This window comes from Psychrobacillus sp. AK 1817, assembly GCF_008807035.1.
In the GTDB taxonomy this organism is placed as follows: Bacteria; Bacillota; Bacilli; order Bacillales_A; family Planococcaceae; genus Psychrobacillus; species Psychrobacillus faecigallinarum.
Genome location: NZ_CP031739.1, coordinates 884,995 through 911,981, shown reverse-complemented (window position 1 = coordinate 911,981; position 26,987 = coordinate 884,995). Strand labels below are relative to the sequence as shown.

Annotated in this window: 26 protein-coding genes and 7 pseudogenes; 30 read left to right on the top strand and 3 right to left on the bottom strand. The window is 33.0% G+C overall.

The window, feature by feature from the left end; all coding sequences use genetic code 11:
• Positions 1-101 precede the first annotated feature (101 nt).
• The 27 genes and pseudogenes from D0S48_RS04800 (at position 102) to D0S48_RS04670 (ending at position 20,126) form a co-directional block, all read left to right on the top strand.
• Entirely contained in the window at positions 102-1,628 is a 1,527-nt protein-coding gene (locus D0S48_RS04800; RefSeq protein ID WP_151113712.1) for a histidine kinase N-terminal 7TM domain-containing diguanylate cyclase, read from the top strand.
• A gap of 373 nt (positions 1,629-2,001) precedes the next feature.
• Entirely contained in the window at positions 2,002-3,774 is a 1,773-nt protein-coding gene (locus D0S48_RS04795; protein ID WP_151110390.1) for a ribonuclease YeeF family protein, read from the top strand.
• A gap of 1 nt (position 3,775) precedes the next feature.
• Entirely contained in the window at positions 3,776-4,204 is a 429-nt protein-coding gene (locus tag D0S48_RS04790; RefSeq protein WP_151110388.1) for an SMI1/KNR4 family protein, read from the top strand.
• A gap of 807 nt (positions 4,205-5,011) precedes the next feature.
• Positions 5,012-5,598 (top strand): annotated as a pseudogene (locus tag D0S48_RS04785) (recombinase family protein); the annotation flags it as partial.
• Between the two features lie 78 nt (positions 5,599-5,676).
• A pseudogene (locus D0S48_RS04780) lies at positions 5,677-6,820 on the top strand (IS110 family transposase); the annotation flags it as partial.
• 162 nt (positions 6,821-6,982) lie between these two features.
• A complete protein-coding gene (locus tag D0S48_RS21175) occupies positions 6,983-7,219 on the top strand; it encodes an HNH endonuclease (protein ID WP_305076192.1) in 237 nt (78 codons plus the stop codon).
• A 101-nt stretch (positions 7,220-7,320) separates the two neighbouring features.
• Complete coding sequence (locus tag D0S48_RS04770) at positions 7,321-7,758, top strand: SMI1/KNR4 family protein (protein ID WP_151110386.1); 438 nt, start codon at positions 7,321-7,323, stop codon at positions 7,756-7,758.
• A gap of 896 nt (positions 7,759-8,654) precedes the next feature.
• A complete protein-coding gene (locus D0S48_RS04765) occupies positions 8,655-8,966 on the top strand; it encodes a hypothetical protein (RefSeq protein ID WP_225321694.1) in 312 nt (103 codons plus the stop codon).
• A 17-nt stretch (positions 8,967-8,983) separates the two neighbouring features.
• The gene (locus D0S48_RS04760; RefSeq protein WP_151110384.1) at positions 8,984-9,493 is read left to right on the top strand and encodes a hypothetical protein; all 510 of its coding nucleotides are present in this window, start codon (positions 8,984-8,986) and stop codon (positions 9,491-9,493) included.
• Positions 9,494-9,521: 28 nt separating this feature from the next.
• On the top strand, positions 9,522-10,742 hold the full coding sequence (locus tag D0S48_RS04755; protein WP_151110382.1) for a PoNe immunity protein domain-containing protein: 1,221 nt from the start codon (positions 9,522-9,524) through the stop codon (positions 10,740-10,742).
• Between the two features lie 158 nt (positions 10,743-10,900).
• The gene (locus tag D0S48_RS04750) at positions 10,901-11,458 is read left to right on the top strand and encodes a hypothetical protein (RefSeq protein WP_225321693.1); all 558 of its coding nucleotides are present in this window, start codon (positions 10,901-10,903) and stop codon (positions 11,456-11,458) included.
• Positions 11,455-12,102, top strand: a complete 648-nt coding sequence (locus tag D0S48_RS04745; RefSeq protein WP_151110380.1) for an SMI1/KNR4 family protein — start codon at positions 11,455-11,457, stop codon at positions 12,100-12,102. Before D0S48_RS04750 ends, D0S48_RS04745 begins: the two co-directional genes overlap by 4 nt.
• Positions 12,103-12,200: 98 nt before the next feature.
• Positions 12,201-12,545, top strand: coding sequence for a hypothetical protein (locus tag D0S48_RS04740; protein WP_225215845.1), 345 nt, complete (start codon positions 12,201-12,203; stop codon positions 12,543-12,545).
• A gap of 51 nt (positions 12,546-12,596) precedes the next feature.
• Complete coding sequence (locus D0S48_RS04735) at positions 12,597-12,932, top strand: transposase (protein WP_225215844.1); 336 nt, start codon at positions 12,597-12,599, stop codon at positions 12,930-12,932.
• A gap of 487 nt (positions 12,933-13,419) precedes the next feature.
• The gene (locus D0S48_RS04730; RefSeq protein WP_151113710.1) at positions 13,420-13,743 is read left to right on the top strand and encodes an Imm30 family immunity protein; all 324 of its coding nucleotides are present in this window, start codon (positions 13,420-13,422) and stop codon (positions 13,741-13,743) included.
• Positions 13,733-13,941 (top strand): annotated as a pseudogene (locus tag D0S48_RS04725) (polymorphic toxin type 50 domain-containing protein); the annotation flags it as partial. The gene D0S48_RS04730 and the pseudogene D0S48_RS04725, both read left to right, overlap by 11 nt.
• A gap of 19 nt (positions 13,942-13,960) precedes the next feature.
• Positions 13,961-14,185 (top strand): annotated as a pseudogene (locus tag D0S48_RS04720) (hypothetical protein); the annotation flags it as partial.
• 444 nt (positions 14,186-14,629) lie between these two features.
• Positions 14,630-14,833 (top strand): hypothetical protein, encoded by a 204-nt coding sequence (locus D0S48_RS04715; protein WP_151110378.1) that lies wholly within the window; start codon positions 14,630-14,632, stop codon positions 14,831-14,833.
• A 4-nt stretch (positions 14,834-14,837) separates the two neighbouring features.
• Entirely contained in the window at positions 14,838-15,650 is an 813-nt protein-coding gene (imm47, locus tag D0S48_RS04710) for an Imm47 family immunity protein (protein WP_151113708.1), read from the top strand.
• A 721-nt stretch (positions 15,651-16,371) separates the two neighbouring features.
• Positions 16,372-16,726: pseudogene (locus D0S48_RS04705) on the top strand (transposase); the annotation flags it as partial.
• Positions 16,707-16,997: a hypothetical protein gene (locus D0S48_RS04700; protein ID WP_151110376.1), complete on the top strand. Its 291-nt coding sequence runs from the start codon at positions 16,707-16,709 to the stop codon at positions 16,995-16,997. The pseudogene D0S48_RS04705 and the gene D0S48_RS04700, both read left to right, overlap by 20 nt.
• A 159-nt stretch (positions 16,998-17,156) precedes the next feature.
• Positions 17,157-17,286 (top strand): annotated as a pseudogene (locus tag D0S48_RS20845) (DNA polymerase III subunit beta); the annotation flags it as partial.
• A 571-nt stretch (positions 17,287-17,857) separates the two neighbouring features.
• A complete protein-coding gene (locus tag D0S48_RS20840; RefSeq protein WP_225321691.1) occupies positions 17,858-18,220 on the top strand; it encodes an LXG domain-containing protein in 363 nt (120 codons plus the stop codon).
• Between the two features lie 13 nt (positions 18,221-18,233).
• Positions 18,234-18,485 (top strand): hypothetical protein, encoded by a 252-nt coding sequence (locus D0S48_RS04685; RefSeq protein ID WP_151110374.1) that lies wholly within the window; start codon positions 18,234-18,236, stop codon positions 18,483-18,485.
• Between the two features lie 415 nt (positions 18,486-18,900).
• Positions 18,901-19,044 (top strand): annotated as a pseudogene (locus tag D0S48_RS20835) (SMI1/KNR4 family protein); the annotation flags it as partial.
• 261 nt (positions 19,045-19,305) lie between these two features.
• Entirely contained in the window at positions 19,306-19,773 is a 468-nt protein-coding gene (locus D0S48_RS04675; protein ID WP_151110372.1) for a hypothetical protein, read from the top strand.
• A gap of 176 nt (positions 19,774-19,949) precedes the next feature.
• Positions 19,950-20,126, top strand: coding sequence for a DUF4275 family protein (locus D0S48_RS04670; protein WP_151113706.1), 177 nt, complete (start codon positions 19,950-19,952; stop codon positions 20,124-20,126).
• 245 nt (positions 20,127-20,371) lie between these two features.
• On the opposite strand, the gene D0S48_RS04665 is transcribed toward D0S48_RS04670, so the two are convergent.
• Entirely contained in the window at positions 20,372-21,445 is a 1,074-nt protein-coding gene (locus D0S48_RS04665) for a hypothetical protein (RefSeq protein WP_151110370.1), read from the bottom strand.
• A gap of 759 nt (positions 21,446-22,204) precedes the next feature.
• Between D0S48_RS04665 and D0S48_RS04660 the strand changes: the two genes are divergently transcribed.
• From D0S48_RS04660 to D0S48_RS04650, 3 genes are all read left to right on the top strand, one after another.
• Entirely contained in the window at positions 22,205-23,044 is an 840-nt protein-coding gene (locus D0S48_RS04660) for a MerR family transcriptional regulator (RefSeq protein WP_151110368.1), read from the top strand.
• A gap of 131 nt (positions 23,045-23,175) precedes the next feature.
• Entirely contained in the window at positions 23,176-23,637 is a 462-nt protein-coding gene (locus D0S48_RS04655) for a GNAT family N-acetyltransferase (RefSeq protein WP_151110366.1), read from the top strand.
• Positions 23,638-23,788: 151 nt separating this feature from the next.
• Entirely contained in the window at positions 23,789-24,733 is a 945-nt protein-coding gene (locus tag D0S48_RS04650) for a nucleoside hydrolase (protein ID WP_225321690.1), read from the top strand.
• A 14-nt stretch (positions 24,734-24,747) separates the two neighbouring features.
• On the opposite strand, the gene D0S48_RS04645 is transcribed toward D0S48_RS04650, so the two are convergent.
• Together D0S48_RS04645 and D0S48_RS04640 are read right to left on the bottom strand one after the other, a co-directional pair.
• The gene (locus tag D0S48_RS04645) at positions 24,748-25,875 is read right to left on the bottom strand and encodes a Ger(x)C family spore germination protein (RefSeq protein WP_151110362.1); all 1,128 of its coding nucleotides are present in this window, start codon (positions 25,873-25,875) and stop codon (positions 24,748-24,750) included.
• Positions 25,872-26,984, bottom strand: coding sequence for a GerAB/ArcD/ProY family transporter (locus tag D0S48_RS04640; protein WP_151110360.1), 1,113 nt, complete (start codon positions 26,982-26,984; stop codon positions 25,872-25,874). The genes D0S48_RS04645 and D0S48_RS04640 overlap by 4 nt, the downstream gene beginning before the upstream one ends.
• Positions 26,985-26,987 lie beyond the last annotated feature (3 nt).

Genomic DNA, 26,987 nt, shown 5'->3' with positions numbered 1-26,987 from the left:
AAACAGTCTCTAGTCATTGGACGTTAATCTACTATATAATATATGTACAAAAGATAAATTGGAACAGAGAAAATTTCTTGACACACATTCTGGTAGTAATAATGGCAGGGGCAATAAGTTTGTTTCTTAGCTTATATATACGAGTCAAAGCTAAGGATGCTCCAGGAGTAAAGCCGTATATTTTAGTTACATTACTGTCATCGATTTTCACTTTTGCTTATGCCTTTGAATTAGCAAGTACCTCTTTAAAGGAAATGAAGTTTTGGCTTGGTGTAGAATATCTTGCCATGCCTTTCATACCTGTATATGTTCTTTTTATGTGTTTAGAGTATGTAGGACGCAAAATAAAAACATGGAACTATGCTCTTTTCATCATTCCCATCACTACTATATTTATGATGCAAACGAATGACCTTCATCATCTTTATTATAAATCTATGAACATTAATAATGAAGGACCATTCCCATTGTTAAAGCTAGAATGGGGGCCTTGGTTTTATATTCACGCCGTTTTCCTATTTGTATGCTTAACTCTATCTGTCTTCGTATTGCTACGAGAATACCGTAAATCTTTATTTTTGTTTCGTATGCAAATATTATTGATGGTTGCAGGTTTTATTACCCCAATAATAGCGAATTATTTTTATTTAAACGACTGGAGCAAAGGTATTGATCTTGGTCCTATTTCTTTGAGTATCGCTTTTATTTTTCAAGGCGTGGCTCTTATATCCTTACAAATGTTCAATGTCGCTCCGATTGCTAGGGAGAGTGTATTTGAAAGTTTAAAGGAAGGAGTAATTGTTTTAAATCAAAATAAGGTGATAGTTGACTACAATAAGGCTGCATTATTTTTAATCCCTCAGTTGAGTAACCATCATATCGGTAAATCGATAGCAGATGTCATCGATGACCCTATACTGAAAGGAAAATTAGATGAGGAATTAGAGTTCGATTATACTAGCTTACTAGAGGATCGAGCTATTCACTTTCGGATTAATTTTACAGAAGTGAAGAATAAAAATGGAGTACAGGTTGGTAAGATTATTACCTTTATGAATGTTACGGAAAAAGTGCAAATGGAAGCGAAACTAAAACAATTAGCAAGCCTAGATGGCCTAACAAACGTGTTGAATCGAACATTTTTTATGAAAAAATCTGAAATGCTATTTGATGATTTAATGTTGGATGGAGGGAATATATCTATTGTAATGTTTGACATTGATTATTTTAAAAGGGTAAATGACACATATGGACACGAGGCTGGAGATATAGTCTTGACTAGAGTCACAAGTATAGTAAAGGAAAAATTACGTTCTGTAGACTATATGGGTCGTTATGGTGGAGAGGAGTTCATTATTTGTATGCCTGAAACTACATTAATGGAGGCCACTAATAGAGCGAATATAATTCGAAAAGCAGTTGCAGAAAGTTTAACGACTTTTAATAAAGTGGAAATTCAAGTGACATCAAGTTTTGGGGTATCCCATGCACTTTTGGAAGTAGGAGAGGAAAGTTACTCCATTCAACAATTAATAAGAGAAGCCGATCAAGCGTTATATGCTGCCAAGCATAAAGGTAGAAACTGTGTAGAGTTTTACAGTGCAGATGAACTTTTGCTGCAAATTTAATGAATATAACTTTTTAAAATTGAGTGCAAGTGAGTAAACAGATGATCTGTTTGCTCTTTTTTTCTTTGTAAAGAACTAAGCGCATATGTATTTATTTAAGCTATCGGAATAGGTTTTTATACAAAAAAATAAGTATAAAGACTTGTGTGAGATTAATACAAAAGATTTAAATGTACAGAAAACTAATGCTCCTTCTGAATTATTTTAAGAGAAAAGGCAATTTAACTCTTTACGTTTCTTTGGAATAAATGGAATATTATAACTAACGAAAGGTTACTAGAGGAGGAGAAAATATGTCTAGTGGTAGGGAAATATTGTATAATAAAGAGAACAGGCAATCCTTCCTTGTGCCCAGTATGTGGAGTGCTTGCCTATGAAAATATTAGACGTAGACTTACTTCAAGATGGGCTAAAACGAAATATGGCTATGCTGGAGCGCCTGAAAACCGAGACAGAGAATATAGAAAGAACAGTAAGCGGCTTAGTTGAAATGGACGAACTGTTAAAGGGAGAGGGAGGCTATGCTATCCGCGATTTCTATGCAGAATGTCACCTGCCCTTTCTACAATTCTTTCAGCTGTTTTCAGAAACCTACAGACAGAAGCTACAACAAATAGAGTCTGCACTACAATCACTGGAGCCAGATTCGGCTGGATACATAATGCAAGAATTTCTAGAGGGAGAGCTGGAGCAGGGTCTAACACTTATCGGTAACCTGACGGAAGCCCTCACGAATGAGGCTAACAGTATAATGGATAGTGTCAGTGATATCGTGTCCTTGCCGCATCTCGATGACAGTGCTGTCCAAGAGGGTGTCATTACTTCCAAAAAGAAGCGGGATGACACCGTTCAACAGTTGAATGAGTTCGATTACTCTCAGACAGTATCATTAAATCCTGTGGAACAAGATATCCAGACGATGGACACATGGCTAACGGATATAGAAGGAATGTTTCAAAGCGGTCTAACCGATGTCCATTTTCAGTCGCCTCAGTGGAGGGTGAACCCATCAAGGAAAAGACTGGTATGGGAACTAGCAACTCGAGAATCTGTTCTTCCAAAGCTAAAAAAATACGCTTTAACCGAGGAACTTTCCAGTATGCTTCAAACTTATCTCGAAGGGGTTTCTCCCATATCGTTTGGACTTGGTGGGCAGATTTCCAGTCCAAATGTCTTTATAGGTCCTGCCCTGAATAGGATGAGTACCGGGAATCAATTTAATTTAAGTCATTTGAAGAATATCTTAATTCCTTCCGTGGAACAGTTGGTTAGTGCTACAGAGGCCGAAACACTCATCAGTAAAGCAGTCGATGAAAAACAAGTCTTTGACGATTACGTTAGCTTCCCAGAAGTGAGCACCATCCAAGGGAAATACTATACATTACCGGATGGGAGAATCTTGCGTCAATACTATGGGAAGACAGGAGCCTACGAGTATAAATATGTCAACAGCATTCCGGAAGATCAGCTCGGCGATTCCAAAACGTTAGAAGATATATTCCCCGCAATAACAGTGATGGATGAATTTTTAGTAGGAGACATCATCACCATGGTAGAGAACCCTTCACCAGGGCCCATTGCGGAGGCAGCGTTATTTACAATTGTCAAACCACTTAAAATAATAGATAAGATTAATGATGGCTTCAAAGATGGGAAAAAGATAGAAAAGATTGATGGTAAGGGTACGGGTAAAGAAACTTATCAACATCTAAAGGACTATAAGAATAATAAATATTTTACTCGAAGTGTAGAGTATAATGCAGGTAAGGATGGCACAGGATTTACTTATAAAGTATATCAAAGAGGAGATATTGATTGGGATATGGTCCGAACAAAAGGGGCTAAAAAAGGTCGCGGGTTAACAAATGCTGAAGCATCTGCGAAACACGGTCTTGCTCCTATTCTTAATGATGCAGGTAGTGTTGCAACATTGCATCATTCACAACAAAAAGGTGTTGGACCTTTATATGAAGCTTCAACTAGGTACCATAATATCAGTAATGCTAAAAGAGCTCCACTACATCCTTATATAGGAAAGTTAAATCCGTTTTATCCAATGGATGAAACAAATAGAGGAGCGTTTCAAAAAGTAGATTCTATTAATTATTGGAAAACACGAGGAGAAGAAGCTTTAGGAGGAAAATAATATGAGTATTTTGCCTGGTAGACTAGATGAAGTTCTTGGAGAAGAAATATATAAACGTGATGATAGAAATCTAGTGAAGGATGCTTTAATAAGGCTAGGTGTAGACGTATCAGATACTTTCCAAGAATTTTATAATCAGTATGCAGGACCTTTTTGGGAAGAGCATGTACCCTTTGAATTACTAGATATATCAGATGAAGAAAATAATATTGAATCATACACACTTATTTCTAGAAAAGAACATGGTTTTCCGAAGCAGTATCTGGTTTTAAGTGAAATGTCAGCTAATGCTGTATTAGTTCTGGAGACTGTAACTGATAAAGTTTATATAGTTAATTTTGAGGGTGGAGATGAAATGCTTTTAAAAGGGGAGTTAAAGGAAACTTGGTCATCGTTTTTTGAGTTCTTGAAGGCTTATTTTAATTGTTAATCATCGTTCAATAAAACATAATTCATATATACAAAAAACCTTGATTGGTAATACGCTTTCAAGGTTTTTTGTAAACAAACATAGTAAGAATAGTTAAATTGACATTTAGATAAAACTACCAAACATAATACTCGCTCTATATTTTCGCATGTGATGACAAAGCTCGATTTGATAAAGGAGGGTACATAAGTGAGTGGAATAATGATTATTGATTGGGACTAAACGGAAATAGTAGGTTTCAGAATCGAGAGCTCCTGAAGGCTGTACCATTAGTTACTTTAATACGGGGATAACGAGAAAAGTACGAAAATTGGGCGAGATGACATTTTAAGTAGTAAGGGTTGTATAACATGGAATAACTAATAAACTACGAGAATGACAAAGTTCGTGGATATAAACAAGGATATAATAGTTTTTAAATTGTATACAGTTAAAGATATCCTTGAATTTGAAATAATAACTCTTGAAGGATAGACCATCAAGGAGTGCTATTTTAACAATAAAGAAATAAAGCAATAAAGCAATAAAAGCGAGAATAGGCGAGATGACAAATTTATTTACAAGGACCACTTTTGGATGGCATAAGCAACAAACACACGAGATTAAACAAGCTAACGGGTCTAAACGTTACACTTGCTAAGTGTTAATAAAGATGTCATACTGTCAATATAAAAATAACTTATAAAACTTGCACATATTAATAAACTTAGAAAATGTATAATCTTAAAGCACTTGATTGTCTATAACAGGCGACAAGTGCTTTTTGGCATGTTTAAATACGTAAATTGAAAAGATTACAATTATTTAATTAGTGTTCTAAGTGTTAAATTTTATATAAGTACTAGCATACAAGGGGAAGAAAAAGGATATAGTTTAGCGTATCAAGTAGAAGAAATTGAAAGGTATTGTGACGAAAATAAGCTCCAAATACTTCACATATATGAAGATAGAGGGTTCAGCGGAGCGACAGTTGATGAGGATAGATTAACAATTGAGCGAGAAGGCTTGCAAAAGCTATTAGCAGATATAGAATACCATCAAGTGAGCCAAGTAATTGTACTGAATACGTCGCGCTTGTGGCGCTCAGATATGGCAAAAGTATTGATACAACGAGAGTTGAAAAAATATAACGTAGATGTTAAAGCGATTGAGCAGCCAAATTACAGCATATACACACATGAACCAAATGATTTTTTAGTGAATGGCATGTTAGAGCTGTTAGATCAGTATCAAAGGCTCGAAATTGCATTAAAGTTGAGTAGAGGTAGAAAGAAAAAAGCTGAACAAGGTGGATATGCAGGTGGCGGTGTCATGTTGGGTTATACAGTACAGAAAAGCAAAAAGTATTAGAAGTGAATACAGAGAAAGCAATAGTTGTACGGAGGCTTTTTGACTTTCTCTGTTCGATGACCTTCCAAGTTGAGCTGTTCCGCCAATTGAGACAGTGACCAATGCTTAAAAAAATGTCTTAATTAGATGAAATAAAGTTTGAAAATAAACCTTCTGCTTTTTCAACGATTTTACTAGATATTTATAAACATATTAAAAATGGGTTGACACCAATTTTTGGTTTAGAAGATGTTGGGGGCTATGGAAGGGCATTGTCACAGTTTTTAACCGACCATGGATAGGTTGTAAAAGAAGTAAATCCAGCACTTTCATATGCTGAACGAAAAAGTCATATGACGACACAAAAAAGTGACAGTTGGGATGCAGAATGTGTAGCCAGAATTTTGGTGAACAAACTAGACCAGTTACCAGACGCTAAACCGCAGGATTTGTTTTGGTCGATACAACAACTGGTCACTAGAAGAAATGCATTAGTAAAGGCACAAGGTGCTTTAAAAAACCAACTACATATTCAATTAAGCCACCACTATCCAAGCTATAAGAAGTTTTTCTCAGAGGTTGTTGGAAAAACAGCATTGGTATTTTGGGAACGATATCCGTCTCCACCTTGTTTAGAGGGTGCAAGTGTTAAGCAATTGACCACTTTTTTATTAGAAGCCAGTCACAATACATGTTCGGTGAAAAAAGCGAGTGAAATTTTAAAGCTGTTTAAAGAGGATGGAAACACAATAAAAGAACACCAAGAAATACGAGATTTTCTAGTGAGAAGCATTGTTCGAGACATTTTTTTAAAAAGCAGGAAATACGCTATGCAGAACGAGAATTAAAAGGGTTAATGAATTTACTAGACTTTCAACTCGACTCTATGCCAGGAATTGAACTCGTAACGGCTTCTGCATTAATTGCAGAAATAGGTGATGTACGCCGTTTTCCGAAGGCCAACAAATTAGCAAGATTTACGGCATTGCGCCGGTTTACTTTGGTTCTGGTGGGAAAGGAAGGGAACAAAAAAGCAAGCAGGGAAATCGGGCGTTACACGCTTTATTTTACAACTTAGCCGTACAGCAAGTACAAGTGGCAAAAGGAAGTAAGCTACCAAGGAATCCAGTATTCCATGCATACTATCAACGGAAGCTAAAAGAAGGCAAAACAAAGGGACAAGCATTGGTTTGTATCATGAGAAGGCTTGTAAACATTATATACGGCATGATGAAGCACAAAACAGCCTATGAATTGCCGATAATAAAAGAGGAAGAAGTAGTTTAATAAGGTTTAAGAGAGATTGTTTTTTTATTAGCGGATTTTAAGATTACAACATAGGGTACGGGTGAACTTAATAAGGATTTAGCAAAAGCTTATCTTAAGGATATAGAGGGTAAAACTGGACGAAAGGTTAATAAAGAGCAGATTCATCTTATAAAAGAAGCCTTGAGAACCAAAAACTATGAAAAATTGACACCAAAAGAGACAGCTAAGCATAGAAGCAAATTTACTTCGAGCTTGAAAGATAAATTGATTGCAGAATGGGAAGAAAAAACCAAACAAAAATGGCCAAGATATACAGAAGAAGTGCTTGATAAGAATGGAGAGGTTGCTCGGAGTATCGGTCAACCGTATGATGCCCATCATATCATAGAGAACAACTTTGGTGGCCCTCATGAGTGATGGAATATTCATCCAGCAAAATATCCTAACGAACACCAAGCAGGGATACATGGAAAGGGAGCTCCATCAGGTAAACTATTTCCAAGGAGGTAAAATAGCAAATGGCTGATTTTGAATTTATTAATGAGCTAGAAAATAAAATTTATAAGGTACCTGAAGATGATATTTTAAAAGCTGAACAAAGAATGGATATCAGTTTTCCAAATGATTTAAAACAGTTATATTTAGAAGTTGGTTATGGTTTTATTAAAGGTCAAAGTGCTAATGCAATAAATAGGATATTGGGACCAGGGGCTGTAGCAGATATTAGATTAAGAGAAGGTTTTTTTGAATTTGACCCAGATTTAGATGAAATTTTTAATGATGAAGATAAACTTATTTTCTTTGAAGTAAACGAGAGTGTTTATATTTCAATAGATTTACAATTAGTTAATAATCCAATATATTATTTCGATATTCAAATAGCTGAATCGTTAGAGGTTTTTTTTAAAAAGTTTCTCAATAATAATGAATATTATATAGATTTAATTGAGGATTAGGCTTAATTGGAAGAAGAAGTAAAAACTAATTGACCTTGATTGGCTATGAAATGCCTTTCAAGGTTTTTTACTTTATTTGAATCAACTACTCTTAAATAGAGGAAAAGAAAATGATTTAATTGAAAATCGAAAGCTCATGATGGTTGTACCTTCAAGGAGTATCGTTATGATACTTGGCGGAACTAAATAAGTAAGAGAAATGGGCGAGATGACATTTTATATAGGAGGGGTAGTTTTGATATGGAATGAGCTGATAAACTAACGAGATTGACAAAGCTCGTGGCGATAAACAATAAGTAACGTGAAAGAGCGTTCTTTTACTGACTTTGGCTCATTAATTTTGGGTTGTATTTTTACTAGAGACGGTCTTATAATACTCGCTATTCGTTAAAAAGCGTTACATAAATTGTGATTTTTGTAACGGGAGGGTGAAAAATTGAAGGTTGTCGGGTATATAAGAGTCTCAACTCAAGGGCAAGCTAGAGCTAGAGAAGATAATAGAATTGTGGACAGAAAAGATAAATAGCACTGTTGAGTAAATGGTTAAAACCTTGAATGGCATTATGCTTTCAATGTTTCTTTTTTTTATGGGGCTAGCTACCCAGTGCCGAATAACTCCGATTTATTCAGAGGAAAAGTGATAATACTTGTAAGCCATTTATAATGTTTTAACAATTTATAAAGTACGTACTACACTTATAAACCGTATAACCTATTTAATGTATTATACCTATTTACAAAATTATTCAGGTTCAGCATCAGGTTCAAGATGGACTGCACAGATAAAAATCGGAAATAAACAGTTAAAATCAGACGAAACATGGACAAAAAATCAGTCTTTAAATGAGGTTCATATTCCAGTGAAAGGTAAATAAAATATGGATATAAATGAATTTATGAATCTACCTGATAGAATTCCAACTGGAATACTAATATCAATGTTTCAAAACGCATTATATCAATTTAGAAATAATGAAATTGAAAAGGATAGTTTTTTATTAATCCTTAGTCAACTAACAGACATGCAAGTTATGACATACGAGTTATTAAGAAGTGATATACGAAATGATATTGATAGAACACTCTCTAGATTATGGAATACAGATTCCTATGATGATGTAGATATTATTCTTTCTATTGTAGTAAATCTTGGTCTAGAAATTTGCTTTAATAAAATAAAAGAGTCCTTGGAACAGTATAAGAGTTGATTCTAGTTATACAATCAATGAGTGATACAAACTCAAAATTTGATGATTTAGATGTGAATCATGCTTCAAATAAACAAAAGGGCAATTATGGGGAATACAAAGCATATGATAATCTTATAAATAATGAGAGCTTGAAAAAAGCCGGTTACGATTTGGAGCGTATAGGAAATGTAGCACCAACTTCACCGAATGATAGAATTATTAAACGAATTGATGGATTATATAAAAATAATAATACTAAAAGTGTTGTAAAGTATGTTATTGACGAAGCAAAATTTGGTACTTCACAATTAGGAACAACCAAACTAGAGGGTCACCAGATGTCGAATGATTGGTTGTTAGGTATTGGTTCGGGAAAAAGCAGAATATCAAAAGCGGTTAATGGAGATGATAAATTAGCTACAGAAATTTCGAATGCATTAGAAAATGGTCAAATTGAAAGAGTTTTATCCAAAGTTAATTCAAAAGGAGAGACAATTACATTTCGTTTGGATTCAGAAGGAAAAATTGTAGGAACTTGGCCATAATTGAAAACACAATACGAGGTGGAATTTAATGAGGGATTTGCTATGTAATTTAGAATATTTAAAGGAAACAATTGACTTTAAAGAGAAAGTAATTAAAGAAAAAAATATCAAAATAGAAGAATTAAAACAAGATATACAAAAAAATATTCAAAAATACCCATTGGATAACGAACAAATTATATTTAATACAAGATCTTCATTGTTTCAGATATATACTGAATTGATACGGGCCAAGTACTCATTAGGAAGAGCATGTGCTGATTTAGAAGAAGAGTATCTAGAATCACTCATACTGCTAGAGTATATTGGATATAAAAAAGTGCGTTATATTAATTTTATTTGGATGGTTGCTTTAGGAATACTCCTGGAAACTGACAAAGAAAACATAGATAGGTTAGCAAAGATTGCAGATGGTGAACAGGTAGACGATGTTCTATTGGACTTCTTGTTATATTCATATAAAATTGAGCGAAAGATAAAATCTACACAATTTGAATTGAAAAACCCTTATGCTAAGTCATTAGAAATTATTGAGCTAGGTTTCAGAAATAAAGTAGTAGCATCTACGAGACTAGAAAAATATATCGAAAAAGAATGGTTTCAAGGACACTATAGTTATGGTTGGAAGAACTCGCATAAAGAGCCAGGTTATCTTGGCTTTTGGAGTTTTGAAACTGCAGCCCTAGCGAAAATTCTGGAGTTAGATGACAGTCCACTAAAAGCAAATAACCATTATCCGTACGACTTAGCCCATTACAAAAAGGACATTGTATTTAATATTGGACCGTTAAAACAGGTAGGAAAAGATGAAGAGTCACTAATAGAAGAAGATTATCCTTTCGGGATTGAAGCTAATCGTAATTTAGAACAAATTATACCTAAAAACTATCATCAAATTGTCAAACAAATAATCAATGACTATAACAATATTTCCTCTGCAGAATTTTGGATTAAATATAATCTGAAAGATATTTGGTTTGAGGAAGAAGAATTTGTTCGGGATAATAACAAAAAAGATTTACTTGGTACATTAATCGTTTTTGCCCTCGTGAATCAAGGATACATTTTACAGCTTGATTATAAAGAAGAAGTAGAAGATTATTTAGATGAAATACCTAATGACTGGCACAGACAGGATGTGAAATTAGTAAGATTAGAAATGGATAAGGATCAAGATTACTATATGTATGTTCCAGTAACAGTTCAATTGAAACATCTCTTTGAAGTAAAAATAATTAATGAAATATAGTAATCTTAACATGGGAGTGTTGAAAACGATTTTTCTTAAGCGTTTTCTAACACTCCTTCTTTCTTAAATGCACTTTTCCAAGTTCCCTTCAATCTGAAGAAGATATATTCCCCGCAATAAAAGTGATGGATGAATTTTTAGTAGGAGACATCATCACCATGGTAGAGGACCCTTCACCAGGGCCCATTGCGGAGGCAGCGTTATTTACAGTTGTCAAACCACTTAAAATAATAGATAAGATTAATGATGGCTTCAAAGATGGGAAAAAGTTAGAAAAGATTGATGATAAGGGTACGGATAATGCTAAAAGGCCAGGGGGATATTTAAATGGAGATGTTGATGAACATGGCTATTTAAGTCCTGGGGTTAATCGCGCAACAGGAAATAAAAATATTGCTTCAGATAATCGAATACAGTCTCACCATCCAATACAAAATGAATGGGCGAATAGATGGGCTAGAGAGGGAGGATTTGATTATAACGAAAAGAAAGCTTCCGCAATACTTCTCCCTTCAAGCTCGGGCCAATCCCATGCAATAATTTCTTCTATGCAGAGGAAACGGAGAAAAACTGAGGGCTTTAATACAGATTTACGTTATGAATTTAATGAGAGCTATAGGGAAATGATTGAGGCAGGAGTTGATCCAAAAACTGCCCGTAAAGCAATGGGAGATGCATACAAATATTTTGATATTTTAGGAGGATTTGTCAAATGATTAATTTATCCAAGGTTTCAGACTTGGCAAAAAATACAGCAGCAAGTGATATTGAAATACAAGAAGTAGAAAATCTATTAAAATTAGAATTACCGAATGTATACAAGGATTTATTAAGATATACAAATGGGTTTTCAATAGGAGGTGGGTTGGTTATTTATGGTACGGAAGATATAGTGGAAAGAAATGAAACTTGGGAAGTAGATGAGTATGCAAGTGGGTTTATTGCAATCGGTGACGATGGTGGAGGAAATGTTTTTCTAATGCTTCAAGATGCGGATGAAAAAGAGGTATTAGTTATTGATTCTGGGGATATGAACCCAAGCCATGCTAATTTAGTTACCTCGGATTTTAACAAATGGGTGAATAGTGGGTATTTAAATGAAATAGTACAGAAAACAAGTATTGAGATTCCTAATACTTGTAATATTTTGTTAGTAAAACCTCCAAATGAAGGCTTAAAAGATTTAATAAAAATAAAGAACGTATTAGGAATTGAGATTTCAACAGGAGATTTGCTTAAGGGCTCAAAAAATCCTCCATTTATATTAGTAGAAAGATTTCCATATGGTAAGGCGAAAAAACTAATGGAAAAATTAGGGTCAACTAGTACGGTGCTGAGTATAGAACCTATTCGACACTGACTATCCTTTTCGGGGCCGTATTAAAACATAAAACACTCTATTATGCAGCCAATTGACGGTATTGAACCGGCGATTGGCTGTTTAGTTTCGTATGTATTATGGATTATAAGAGTAATAATGGCTTCAAAGATGGGAAAAAGATAGAAAAGATTGATGGTAAGGGTACGGATAAATATCAAGTTGGAGCATATAAAGATATTAAAGGAGTAGAAGGACTTGATGCCCATCATGCAGGACAGAAGGCAGCAATGAAGAAATTAGTAGATAATTATGATTTAAATGCTGGACCTGCAATTAATGTTCCAAAGGTGGGGCACACCATTAAAGGGCCTAATGGAATAGTTTCAAGAAGTACAAAAGGAATAGATAATCCCAGACAGTTATTGGTAAAGATATTAGCGAACTTAGAAGAGTATATGATGACATACCGAATTCTGCTTTAAAAGAACTTATTGAATTAAACAAAAAAATGTATCCGGAAATGAGGAAATAAAATGAATGATATTTTTGTTAAATCACTTTATGAGTCTATCGTTAATGAGAACCTTCAACTATACAAAGACTTGTATGAAACAACGATTGTTACTTCTAAAACAGATGATTATTGGAAAAGAGCTATTGGTTTTTACGATAGTTTAACTGACGAAAATAAAGATATATTAATGAATATAATTGAGCAAACTATGATTGATACTATTTCAAACATGCTAGGAGTAATTGATGGAAGCTCAACTTTAAACAATTGTTCGTTAGAACCTAAATTATTGCTTGACTCTATTGATACAGAGGGAGAATTGCAAGATTTATTTTTAGAATTAAGAAAGAGATAGTAACAACTAAATGAAATTTATATAACAAAAGATTGCTTGAAGAGAAAAATTTAAATAACTTAAATGAATTCACAACTTTGATTGGCTCAAAGCTTTTCAAGGTTTTTTATTTTAATTTATTAACTCAGCTGATATTTGAGTGAGTAAATAAGAGAATGATATGATTGAGAATCAGAGCTCACGAATGTTGTAACATCATGAAGTTTGGTTTTAATACTAGGATAGTGTGACAAGTAAGATAATTAGATTTCACATCCATACACTCCACCCCCAATTATTAAATAATTCAGGATATAATTCTCTATTCTTTCTAATCGTATTTAAAAGCCCGCTCTTATTTCAGGAGTGTAGACACCATCCTTCATGTATATCCTTCTTGCGTCTAATGTATCATGAGTAAGGGTATCACGGTAACTTAGGTTTAAAGTTTATCGCCACGAGCTTTGTCATTCTCTAGTTTTTTAGCCATTCCATGTCATAACTAACCCTGTCATGTAAAATATCATCTCGTCAATTAAAGATAGTCTACACAAATAGACTTTTACAATCTCCAAAAGAAGTATCCTCATTTGAAGAAGCATTAGGTAATCTCATTGGTTTAGGAGATATATCAGTTATTACAGGATTATGTATGGGATTTGATGATGATACCGAACAATATGAAATAATGTTCGGATTAGTACATGGCATAGAGCATCTCTATAAAGAAAATATTGAAGAAGGATTATATTTAATCGCTTTAGCTGTCCCTAGTGTTATTGATAGGGCAAGAGAATGGATGGAAGTTTTACATTACAGAATTTGGCGATAATAAGACTGCACAAGAATTACTTGATAAGTTTGCAGGGAAAGGAACCACTGTCACCAAAAATAAAGAGAGAGTGGACTTTGGTAAGCCAATAGGTAAATACTATGACACTGTGACTGGACAATATATAGAGACTAATAGAGAATGATACACCATAGAAAGGATGGTGCTCATATAGTACCAGCAAAACCATCAGAATAAAATAAGAAAGAGGATGTCTATGGAAGCAGATTCTTTATTTAAAACATTAATAGAGTATGAAGGTGTAGAGATCATAATAGAGTGGAACAGTGGATTAAGAATTGAAGGCAAAACAGACACATTTTTTGAGACAGACAATGGATTAGATGAGGATGATTCCGAGTACGCAGAATATTATGCAACTGCATTTCAAGTAAATCATATTTTATCCCATCCTTCTACTAACGAAGGCAGTGTATATAATTGATTGAAACAAGAAAAAAGTTCATTGGCACATGGTGACCTTTTTCGAGTTCTCCTCTTCTAACCAACGCTTGATAGTCTAATCTTGCTTCCTTTAGTTCTTTTCCCTTTACTATCGTAGATTCATCAGGGTTAGGATACCAATCTGGCTTAGTTTCGTGTAATTTTTACTTCACAGAGATGTTTCAATTGAACTGTTACTGGAACATACATATAGTAATCTTGATCGTTATCCATTTCTAATCTTACTAATTTCAGATCCTGTCTGTGCCAGTCATTAGGTATTTCATATAATAATCATTTTCAATTTGCTTCTCACAAATATCAGCTATATTAATGTAAATTAAAGAAACAACCTTGAAAGGCATTTAACCAATCAAGGTAAAAGTAAGGTTTATCTTTTGGTGGAGAGAATGTAAGTTTAAATATTAAAAAGACAGGAGAATTGACTATTCGTCGAGAACAAATTGATGATTTAAATTTGGATTTTTATTATGAAATGGGTTATGGTAAAGAAAATGCTAAAATACTGAAAATGCATGAGAATGAGAAGGGGATTATTGTATTTGGTAATAATCCTCAACATACTGAAGTTACTGTTTTTCAAAATAAAGTTTTGAAATGGCAAAAAGAAAATGGCAAGAGATAATTCAATGAAAGGAGGTGCATCTATGGGAGTAACGGGAAATCTTATGAATAGTATATGGTTTGGAGAAAAAACAACTTTAGTCAAATCAGAAATTAAAGAAAAAATTTTAAATTCTATAACAGAAAAGGAAGTTTTATTTAATTTAATTGAATTATTTAAAACAGGTGATTTTACTCAAAAACCATTATTGTTCCAATTAATGAATCAGACTAGAGATGAATCGGTTTTGAATTTATGTATTAGGATGTTCTTAGCTGTTGGGTCACATGATGATTTAAGGGATTCAAATAATCTACGTTTTCTTAGTGAGGTAACCGAAGAAACAGTAAACACTTTTGCATCAGCAGCCACAACATCACTTTCTCTTGATATAATTCCATATTTATTGGCTTTACTTGAAGAATGGGCTGAAATCAGTGATACAGCTATTATTATAAGGGATTCTATTGATTTTTTTATTAATTTTGAGGAAGAAATTGGTGAAGATGCAACTATAGATGAAGTTGGAAATTTTTATTTTAATTATTGTGAGGAAATGGATACAGAGAGTTATTATTTCCAACAAAAATTAGCTTTTCCTGGCGACTTAGCTAAAAAGTTGATAGAGCGGGTTATGATTGCTGCGAATAATGAGGAGCCATTAAAAATGGAGTTAATACCTTCTTTATTATCAATTTGGTCTGGTGAAAAAGTACCTGGAGACTACAATACTGTCATTAATGCGAGCAATTATAAAGAATTTATTGGCTATATAGACAGACTTTCAAGTGAAAACTGGGAAAAAGGACAAAAATATTTTTATGGATATAAGCTTTAAGTATAACATGTAAAAATAAAGTATATGTGAAGTGAATAGGAAAATGATAGGGTGATTGGAAATACGTACTTCACGATGGTTGTATCAACCCGGAGTATCCCGGGAAATAATAAACTTGAAAAAGAAGTACGAGCTTAGGCGAGATGACATTTTATATAGCAGCGGGACTTATAACAGGGAATTGACTGTAAAGTAACGAGATTGTACCTGCTCGTGGAAATAAACATTTGGTTATGATATGAAACCTCAAGATTATCTTTTATACAGAAAAAGATATCATTGATTTTGAATTAAAATTCATGAAGGTTATACCATTATTTTAATATTACGGCAATTAGAGCGAGAATAGGCGAGATGACATTTTGCTTACAAGGACTACTTTATGTTGTCATAAGATACAAACAAACAAACGAGATTAAACAAGCTAACGGGTTTAAACGTTACACTTGCCAAATGGTAAAAAAGACGTCATACCGTCAATATAAAAATAATTTTAAAAGCTTGCAAATATTAATAAACATAGAAAATATATAAACTCAAAGCACTTGATAGCTTATAACAGGCGACAAGTGCTTTTTCGTATTTTCATATCCCGTACAATACTTCTCACTAAAAAGTCCTCTATTTCCATCGTCTATTCTTCCCTTTGTATATTAGTCCATGTATAAAATTTAACATATAGTAAACTAATTAAATAACTATAATCTTCTCAATTTATGGTATTTCTTTTAAAAAACAGGAAATGATCTATGTGGAAGGGGAATTAAAAGAGTTAATGCCCCTTGCTAGACATTCAACAAAATTCCATGCATGGCATTAACCACGTAACAGCTTCTACTTTAATTGCAGAGATTGGGGGTTAGACGTTTTCTAAATACAAATAAATTAGCACGATTTGCGGGGATTGCGGCTGTTTACTTTGGGTCTGGCGGAAAGGTAAGGAACATAATAAAAGCAAGCAGGGAAATCGGGTGCTGCACGTTTTATTTTATAACTTGGCAGTACAACAAGTACAAGTAGCCAAAGGAAGCAAACTTCCAAGGAATTCAGTTTTCTATGCTTATTACCAAAGAAAACAGCATTCCAGAAGATCAGCTCGGCGATTCCAAAACGTTAGAAGATATATTCCCCGCAATAACAGTGATGGATGAATTTTTAGTAGGAGACATCATCACCATGGTAGAGAACCCTTCACCTGGACCCATTGCGGAGGCAGCGTTATTTACAGTTGTCAGACCAATTAAAATAATAGATAAGATTAATGATGGCTTCAAAGATAGGAAAAAGATAGAAAAGAATGATGGTAAGAGTATAGGAAAGGAGAACAAGCTAGAAACAAGGCACTAGAATTAGTTGGAGATTTAGGGCCAAACTCACAGCCATATACAAGTACGATAAAATCAAGTGATGCATATGGTCAAGTTGTTGGTAGGCAGTCTGCTGACGGAAAAGTAAGGTGGAGATTAGATTATGACCCTAATAAGGGGACGCATATAAATATTGAGGAATGAGATTGTACGTAAATTACCTGCCAATGATGTTGAAATTGAAGTAACAATTCAATTAATTTCAAACATATATTCGCTCAGGTAAATCAGAATTTAACTTAATTGGTCTAGATGCTAGTGAATATCCCAACAAAAGCGGATGACACAGTACAACAGTTGATTGAGTTCGATTAGGTGAATTTATTCAAGCGGCAAGTACGCTAAAGATTAATGGTCAGGGACAGGTTAGAAGTATATCTAACTTATCCAGGCATTTTACTGCTAACATTTTGCAAACAAAATTATTTCCTAAAGTTCTTGAAAATTCAGGAGTAAAAACTAAAAATGTTTGGCTTGAAAAATATGCCATAGAAATGACTCCCTTGGGATACATTAATACAATCCAACTAATTACAACTTCCTTATGATAAAATTGAACCAGGTAATTTCATGCCTTGCAGGGTTTATTGTCCTAGTAAGGCTTTTTTATAATATGTTTATAATTTTGGTCGATATTGTCTTGATACTTCAGGATTAGCCAAAAATGAATGTCCCGTTATTAACTGGTAGCAAGATGATGAGGATGGGACAAATGAATATGAAAATTTCTGTACACTTTTATTAGAAAAGTTCTCCAAATAAAATTCTAAACTTTGACTGGGTGCTTGTTTCACTTGAGCCAGATCTAGCTGGATACAAAAAGTAAGAGTTTCTAGAAGGATGCTGGAGCAGGACCTAACACTGATCGGCAACCTGACAGAAGCTCTCACGAGTGAGGTTAACAATATGATGGACAATATCAGTGATATCGTTGACTTGCCACATTGTGATGATAGTGCTAAAAATCATGTTTTTAATAACTCACATATAAAGGATGGCGGAGTTGGAAGATCTAATCCGGACTTCGAACTAGCTCAAGTATGGCAAAGATTGATATATGGGAAACAAGTAGATTCTGATATACAATTATTACATGACGAAATTTTCGAATCAAAATTTGAGAGTATATTCCAGATAATGATAGAACAGCTCAGGACAAACAATAAAATCTGGAAGGCCATAGAATTGGGAGAAAAACAATGAGGAGTGAAGATTCATGGCAGTTTTTATTTTAATGTTGAAGGAGTTTGAGGATGAAGAGAGGGTAGTATATCAATATGGACCGAATGAAGATTTAATGGGTCGAATTGAATATGATAAAAAAAATGAAGTAATCAACCAACTATCGCAAATTGATTCACAAGAGTTCGTTGATGAATTCTTCTTTAAGAGAGCAGGAAGACGTCTTTCAAGAATGATTATTAAAGAGAATCAAAATTTTGTTGATCGAACAACTATTGAATCTTGATACTTGCTTATGATTTTAGAAATTTTAGCAAGAAATATAGCACAGAGAAAGAAACTTGATTGGCTTTTGCCTTTTAAGGTTTTTACTTTTAGATATTTGGGATTAAAAGTAAAATGAGTTTTGAATCAAAAACGAAAGGTATTTTTATTTTTCTCATTTTTTTAGGTCAGTTCAATTGGCTAAAAACCTTTTAAGGTGGTTTATGATCTACTCCAGGTACCTAATAAATTGCTTATCTATACGAGGCGAATAAAACTCTTATAATCCCTATATATTGTATTATCAAATTGTTTAGTACGTAAAACTTTAAAACGTATGACTATAAAGTATTCTAATCTCATAAATTAATTTTCATTCAGTTGTTCCGTCAGTTGAAGTCAAATACTCTTTGTACGGTCTGAAGGACATCAAACGAAACTTAAAAAAAGGTAGATTAGGGAGATGCTACGATAGCTTCTTGGATCGTCATGGTCTTGTGGGGGAGTCGCAAATAATTGCAACTTCCTTTACAGATTTACTTGAACGATTAATTAGTAATCAAGGTAAATATTGGTATTAGCTAAGAAATGATTTCGTTTATCTAGATGATGCTTGTGAGAACGTTGAGTAAACAATAATTACTATACAAAATAATTAGAACCCTGTTTAGCAAAAAGTACGTCAAGGTTACTTTTTGTGAGAGGCTCCCCAGTGCTGTATATCCTGCTCACAAATGCTAAATTAGATTTTATTTTTGTAATGCTACAAGATGTATTATCAAATAATAAAGTACGTACATTTCTTTCCTGGAGTAGACGGGAAAACGGAATTTGGAGGAAGTATGAAAAGAACATATTCTAATTTAGATCTACGAAAACTTGATGATAGGTTTGAAAATGAATTTTCTTTAACTTTTGAAATTGATACACTTCCTAAACAAGTAGAAGAAATGTGTTTAAAGGATTTTAATAGATTCGAAGAATTAATATACAGCAATAATTACAAATTAATAATATCTATTCCATGTATACCGGTTTTAAAGATATTGAAAAACTTGGAAATTATTGAAGAAAACAATTCTTTTAAACTAGTAAAAGTTACAAAACAAAATTTTAATATTGAAATTAAACAATTCCTCATTGAGAACGAATTTTCAGTTATATTTTTTTTACTGAAAGAGATGAATAAAATAAGTTTTGTTTTACCTAAAACAAGTGGGGAAAGAATCAAGTTACACGATATAAATAGAAATGTTATATATTATTTTCAGTTTGAATTTGAAGTATGTACTATAATTACATGGGAATAAGGGCTATTAAAGGAAGATGCATTGGTTGAAAGGTCTTATCATGGCCTTATAAACTTTTTATTTTGAAGAGAGATAAATATCCTTTTGTATTTTGTCATGAGAATCTTTGTGGTTGGAACAACATTTTTAAAGACAAGGAAAGGTAGAGAGGATTTTCGTTATATGAGAGATAAACAATTAAAAAAGCTGAGATACCTAAGTGGGGGAAATATTTACGGGGGAAATGGGTTGAATGTTTTGCAAACCACCTTTCAATAGAAGAACAAAAAGACATCTGGCTGGATAATTTTCTTTGGCATTTATGTAGTGGGAATGGTGAATGGACTTTTATCATGACACATGAACCCGAATGAGGTCCCTACTTTATAAGTAAGAATTGAAGGTTATTTACACATAAACAGTTCAATGGTTTGTATACAAAAAATAAAAAATATAACTTTTATTAACCATGTCAACCCAAAAGTTAAAGAATACTATATGTAAAATATTTTTAATTCATATAATTTCATAATTTCAACTAGACAAGTTAGTTGAATAAAAAAACTACAGCTACCCCAAGCTTTAAGGGTTTGCTGTAGTTTTTATTTTTCCCCCAAAATTAGTCAATTGCTATTAAATCAAGATATTTCCAATTACCATCTGAATCTTTTTCCAACAAATAAGTAAAACTATATGCAATGCTTTCCTCTTGGTATGTTTCAACTTCATCATGAGTGACAAGTGCTATACCATCAATTATAAAATGAGTTTCAATACATAGCGTCTCATACCGTAAGTCAAAGTCAATGAATGTACTTTCTATTTCTTTTTTGAGATTCAAGTAATCAGGATAATCTTTGCTATATAGACCAAATAGCAGCTCAACATTTTCTGTATTTGTATATTCTGTAGATGTTTTAAAAAACTCTGTTATTTCTTTTTCTTGTGATAAGAAGTTTGAGTCCTTTCTAATTATTTCATAATAAATTGTATAAAGGTCCCCAGCAATTTCTTCATTTTTTATCATATCCTGCAGGCTGAAAAATGTAGCAACATTTGACTCTATTTTATATTGAGGAGCTTTATTAGCAATCAAGCTCTCTAAATTATTTAAATGAATCTTTGTAGAAATTACATATTTCGATGTTTGAAGAGCTTTTACACCTGGCTGTTTATATTTTGTAAGTATCGCCTCTCGTGTTGATTTTCCGTAAACATGATACAGAATCTGAGCTTGTTTACGAATTTCCGTTGATAAATCATGGTATTTTTGTACAGTTACGTTAGATGTCGGGTCTGAAGAATATAGGTTGTTGTATTGATCTGTTAACCGCTCTATTTTCTTTCCAGAAGTAATGGCATCAATATATGAAGTAGCTCGGGAAAAGTGAATACCAGTATTATTGTGTAAGCGATTTTCAAATTTCTCTTTGTCTTTCCCATTATACTTCTCAATTTCAAAATAAGCTTTCCAGTAAGCATTTTTTGTTAAGTTAAAAACTTTCATATCTGGATTTTTAATTTCCTTCGTAAATTCATATGAAGTTTGCCACTTTAATTCACCTGCATGTTTCTCTGCAGTCTTCAACAAAGATTCAATTTTAGATACTGAAGTAGCTTCCGCATTGGCAAAAGGTACTTGTGTACTAGCGAAAATAATAATTGCTACTACAATAGATAATAATTTTTTCATAATATTCTCCAATTTTGATAAATAGTCTTATATTATATGTATAAGCTTTATAAAGTATATTATATAAAAATAATATTTACTATATTTACAATAAATATAATTTTTTAAGTATAAAGTATCCTGGTGATATAACCAGGATATAATACCTAAATTTATAAGTGTATTTAGAAAAACCTTAGCTTTTAGAGAAAGAATATACACTTTTAATCCAGGGATTAATTTAATAAAATCTATTCGTAGAGTTTGGAAAATAGCTATGTAGCAGAGGTTTAAGTTATTTTTAAATAGTGTTTTTTATTTAAATGCTAGTATTCCAAATATGTTTTTAGGGTATGATGGAGAATATAAATGAATTCTACAAAGAATGAAAGTTCCATAAAATGAAAGTTAATAGAAAGTGTTATATATTATTTTTTGAATAACATTTCTTTTGTTTAGATGGTTTTTTTAATCATGCAATAATAGAGGAATACCGGGACTTAGGTATACTTAGGTTTATTTCATGTTTATATGCATCTCTTTTATTTCTACAAACATTAATATGTCGTATGAATCTGTTTATCCACCTAATCAGTTGGATAATAAGTTTGTTAGTTTTGGTACTTATTTTTTATATAGTTCGTGAAATATAACCTTTAATGAGGAATGGAGAATTTTATAATATAAACAAGGGGTATCAAAGAAGAGTATTTCGTATATCTTAAATCAGCTTCAAACATGTTAATACGAGTAAGATAAGTATAGAGATAGGGGATCAATATGTACACCGATTCAGAAATAAAACGATTATTTACAACAGGAGAATTCGCAAAGCTTTGTCATGTGAAGAAACAAACATTATTTCATTATGATGACATTGGGTTACTTTCGCCTGAGGTGAAATTGAATAACGGTTATCGTTATTATTCATATGATCAATTTGAGTTATTTCATATAATTAATTTATTTAAGGAATTAGATATTCCACTTAGTGAAATTAAAAAGCTTGTACATCAAAAAAATCCTAAAGAAACTGTTAATGTCTTAAAAAATAAATCAATAGAGATTGAGAACAAAATAAAACAACTAACATACTTACAAAAGATGCTGGAAGTGAAAATCAATCTTGCAGAGCAAGCGCTTGAAAAAGATTCAGTCAGTATAACTATTCAATACCTTGATGAAGAGCGCTATATGTTAAGTGAAAATATACTGAATTTAAGTGAACGTAAATTCATTGCAAAATTATCGGAATTTATCCATCACATACAATCCAAGCATTTAGATTTGGGCTACCCTCTAGGCGCAATCTTGCAAAAGCAACAGATTTTAGAGAAAGATTTTTATCATTATAGTCATGTCTATATGAAAGTGAGTGAATATACAAAAGAGGACAATATTCATAAACGACCAGATGGCTATTATGTGATTGGATATCAGATTGGTGATACAGCTGAAGAAACTTATGCAGGCTTAAAAGAAGCTGCTGAGCAAAATGGCTATGATATAGGGTCTAATGCATATGAGGAATACGTATTTGATGGCATATTTTTCGGTGAGAAAAAAGTGCAGGTGACTAAAATATGTTTACAATTAATAGAAAAACAAAAACAAAATTAGCAGGTGTCTTGTTGTGAATTCAACAGGACACCTTTTGTTTAAGTGGAAAATAGAAGAGTTTCCTTGACTATACGGTTACCGAATAGTTTAAGTTTAAGGGGAAGGTAATATAAAAGAAGGGTTTTGACATTATGTTCACCGAAATTCGTGACATTACAGATTCAAATAAGCAAGAAATTTTAGGTTTACACATAGCAGATGAACAGGAAGGATTTATTGTAACGGTACTTCAATGCTTAAATGAAGCAAACGAGGATCCGAGGTTTATTCCAGTCGGTTTATATAAAGAAAATGTACCAATAGGATTTGCGATGTATGGTCCATTTCAATACCCAGATGGTATGAGAGTATGGCTTGACCGCTTTTTTATCGATGAACATTATCAAGGAAAGGGCTATGGCCGCTATTACTTCAAGTTACTCATTTCATTTCTAGCCGATAAATATTCATGTGAGCGAATTTATTTAAGTGTTTATGAAAATAATCTTGTAGCAATTAAAATGTATGAAAAGTTTGGTTTTAAATTTAATGGAGAACTTGATGTACAAGGAGAAAAAGTAATGGTATTGAATTTGAAAAATATGCAATGGTAATTCCTCGATTCACTTCTCTAAGAAGAATTACTTTAGAAAATGCTCACCAGTCACAGTTATGACTGTTGAGCATTTTTGGATCGTGTTTGTGACATATCCCTCTTTTCTTCGTAATATAAGTAAATGAAAAATAATACGGAGGGTTTTAATGATGAAGAAGGTACTAATATTTACTGATATGGGAATCGATGATTCTATTGCATTATATTACGCTCATTTAAATAAGGATATTGAAATTATTGGTGTAGTTGTAGATTATGGTAATGTATCCAGACAAAAAGCGTTAATAAACGGTCAGTATTTATTTCAAGTTTTTAATCTTTCCAAGGATATCCCTATCATTCGTGGAGCGGAATTCCCTTTGACGGGGGAACAGCCATCTTATTATCCTGAAATACACGGTCCGCATGGTCTTGGTCCCATAACGCCAAATCAATTTGAAGGAATTTCTGTAGGTCAATTTTTAGAAATAGAGCATTTGATAGAAAAATATGAAAATGAGTTAATAATCGTTAATATGGGACGCCTTACTTCACTTGCTACGTTGTTTATTCTTAACAATTGCCTAATGAAAAAAGTGAAGGAATACTATATAATGGGGGGCGCATTTTATGTTCCGGGTAATGTAACATCTTTCGCAGAGGCTAATTTTCATGCTGATCCTTTAGCTGTAGAAATCGTTCTTTCTAATGCTGAAAACACTACACTGCTCCCATTAAACGCGACTAGTAAAGCTATCATAACGCCACAAATGATTAATTATATAGACTACTTTGATAAAAGCAGAGTTCTCAAACCCCTTTTGAAGTTCTATAACAGGGTTTATATGACGCGAGATCCTCATCTTAAAGGAAGCCCCGTACATGACGTTTTGACTCTTATGGCATTCACACACCCAGAATTTTTTTCATTTTACTCGTATTCAATACAAATTGAAAAACGTTTAGAAATTGCTTCAAGAGGACAAAGTATATTGGATACAAGCTTTAGTGACAAAAGAAAACATCGCGTAGCACTAGATTTAAACTATCAAAACTTTTTTAATCACTTTCTCTTAATCATGTCAGGTAAACAAGAAAAGTATAATACAATTTGATTTAAATTGTTCATTTATTCGAATACGCCATTTCTCACTAGTTTAAAGTCAACTTTTACATTTACTTTCATAGTTTTAAACAACTCATGCCACTTTTCAGGGGTAAGCTTGGAATTTCTTACTGAGCTTCTATACGATTCACCAAATCCAAAAACATCGGATTCATATTTTTGTCCGATAGAAATTACTCTTGATATTTCTCTTTTTAGGTTCTTACTAATACCTTTTTCAAGCTCTTCTACTATTTTGGGGTTGCCTACATCGATGTCTGATCGAAGCTCCAATAACCTTCCCTTAATGGTAATGTTTAAGTCGAATTCAGGAGTTGTCGAATTGACTAATTTCAATTTTCTGTCGGTCTTTACGGTATCAAATGCTAAAGGAATCTCATCAAAAGGATTTTTCATTAATGAAGGGGAGATATCTTCTTCTTTTAGCTTGGTTTGAAAGTTTCCATGTTTATAATTATCTCTGATTATTTTTACAAAAAAGCTATCTTCTGCGGAAAGCCTGCCTGACATATTACCATCTTTGAAAAGGGCAATGCCAGATATTTCAACAAATTCTTCCTCTCTTTTAATAATTGGCATAACAATGTTTCTGCCAGCTGAGTAATAATCACGTGCTACTACATGGAGAGTTGATGAAATCATGTATTCAGATTCAATGTTTTGTTCTAATAATCTGTATATATGTTGTCCAATATCTTCAATGTTTTCATATTTATATTCAAGTAAGGATGACATTGGTCCTTCAACTACTGCCATGTAGACCCCATTGCTAACACTAGCGTTTTCTAAATGGGCATCAATAAAGTAATGAATATCATCCTTAGCTATCTCTTCGCTGAAAAGAATAACTCTCATCTGTCCCACCATAATTTTTTTAGAGAGCTTTCGATTTGTTTTTACACGAGCACCTTTACTTGTTGCTTCCTCTGCCGTGACAACCTCCACATTACTTTGAAATTCTGGACTCACTTCACGAATAACTGCTGTAGTTTTAATATTTTCTTCTTCACTACCGATATCATAGCCAACTAAAGTGGTTAATCCGATTCTATCAAGAATATTTGTCTCTGCACACCCGACCAAAATAATGCATAGAAAAAGTGTTATTAAATAGAAGCTCAACTTTTTCATTCTTCCTGCTCCTTTTTAGTTGTGAATTTCTTTTTCGCCACAGCGACTAAGTATAAGAAAATAGGGTAGACAAAGACAATATAAAATGCGTATTTGGAAAATTCGTTGTTAAAGGTATTGATTTGAATTCTGCTTTGAACAACTAAAGTACCTATTAAAGCAACAAAGGAGAATAGCCATACGAATTTACTCCCGCTAATTTTTACTATTCGTGTTGTCGCTCTATAAGCTGCCCATACGTAAAAACATAGGTTCGGTATAATAATCAGCATCCAGTAACAAACAGCAACATATTCAAATCTTTCAACAAACGGAAAACTTATGAAGCTAAATAAGGTTAAAGTCGCCCAAACTGTTTTAAGTAACTTTCCTTCACTATAATAAGTAATCGAAATCAACATAATAGAAAGATAAACCAATGTAGTAGCTAATAAAGCCAGGTGAGCATGCTTCTTCACCTTTTCTTTTTCCTTTATGTAAGGGTAAATACTATAAAGAATTTCGAAGCCAATAATAGTGAAAGTCATTGAATGAGCTCCTTTTAAAATAGAGCTTATTTTTGTTTCTAAAATAGGCAAGAGGTTAGCAGCTGTTGAATATTCAAGAGGAATTGTTAAAATTGGAAGTAGCCACAAAGACAATATAACGCTAAAAAAAGAAACCCCCACAATTACACGGAGCCCACCTGTAAAAGCATAAATCACGATTAACAACAATGAAGAAGAAATAAACCATGTACTTAAACCGGGGAATATCCATGTTTGGATTACTTCAATGTAGTTGCGTAATATAGAAAAGAAGGCAAAGCTACAATATATAAGATAGGTAGCATTCAATAAACTTCCTATCAATTTTCCATACACATCTTGATGGATACCATATAGGTCATCGGAACCGTATAACTCTAAAGTTTTTATCATAAAAAAAACAACAATATGTGTGGCAAGTCCTGCAATAATTATTGAGATCCAAGCGTCATGTTTAGCATCTTGATACACAACACGCTGAAATCCTTGTACCCCAACACCTATTTGAGCACTATGAATCACAAAGAAAAGTAAAAAAGCATTAAGCATTTCATTTTGGCTAATTTTTATGGAACTTTTCATTAT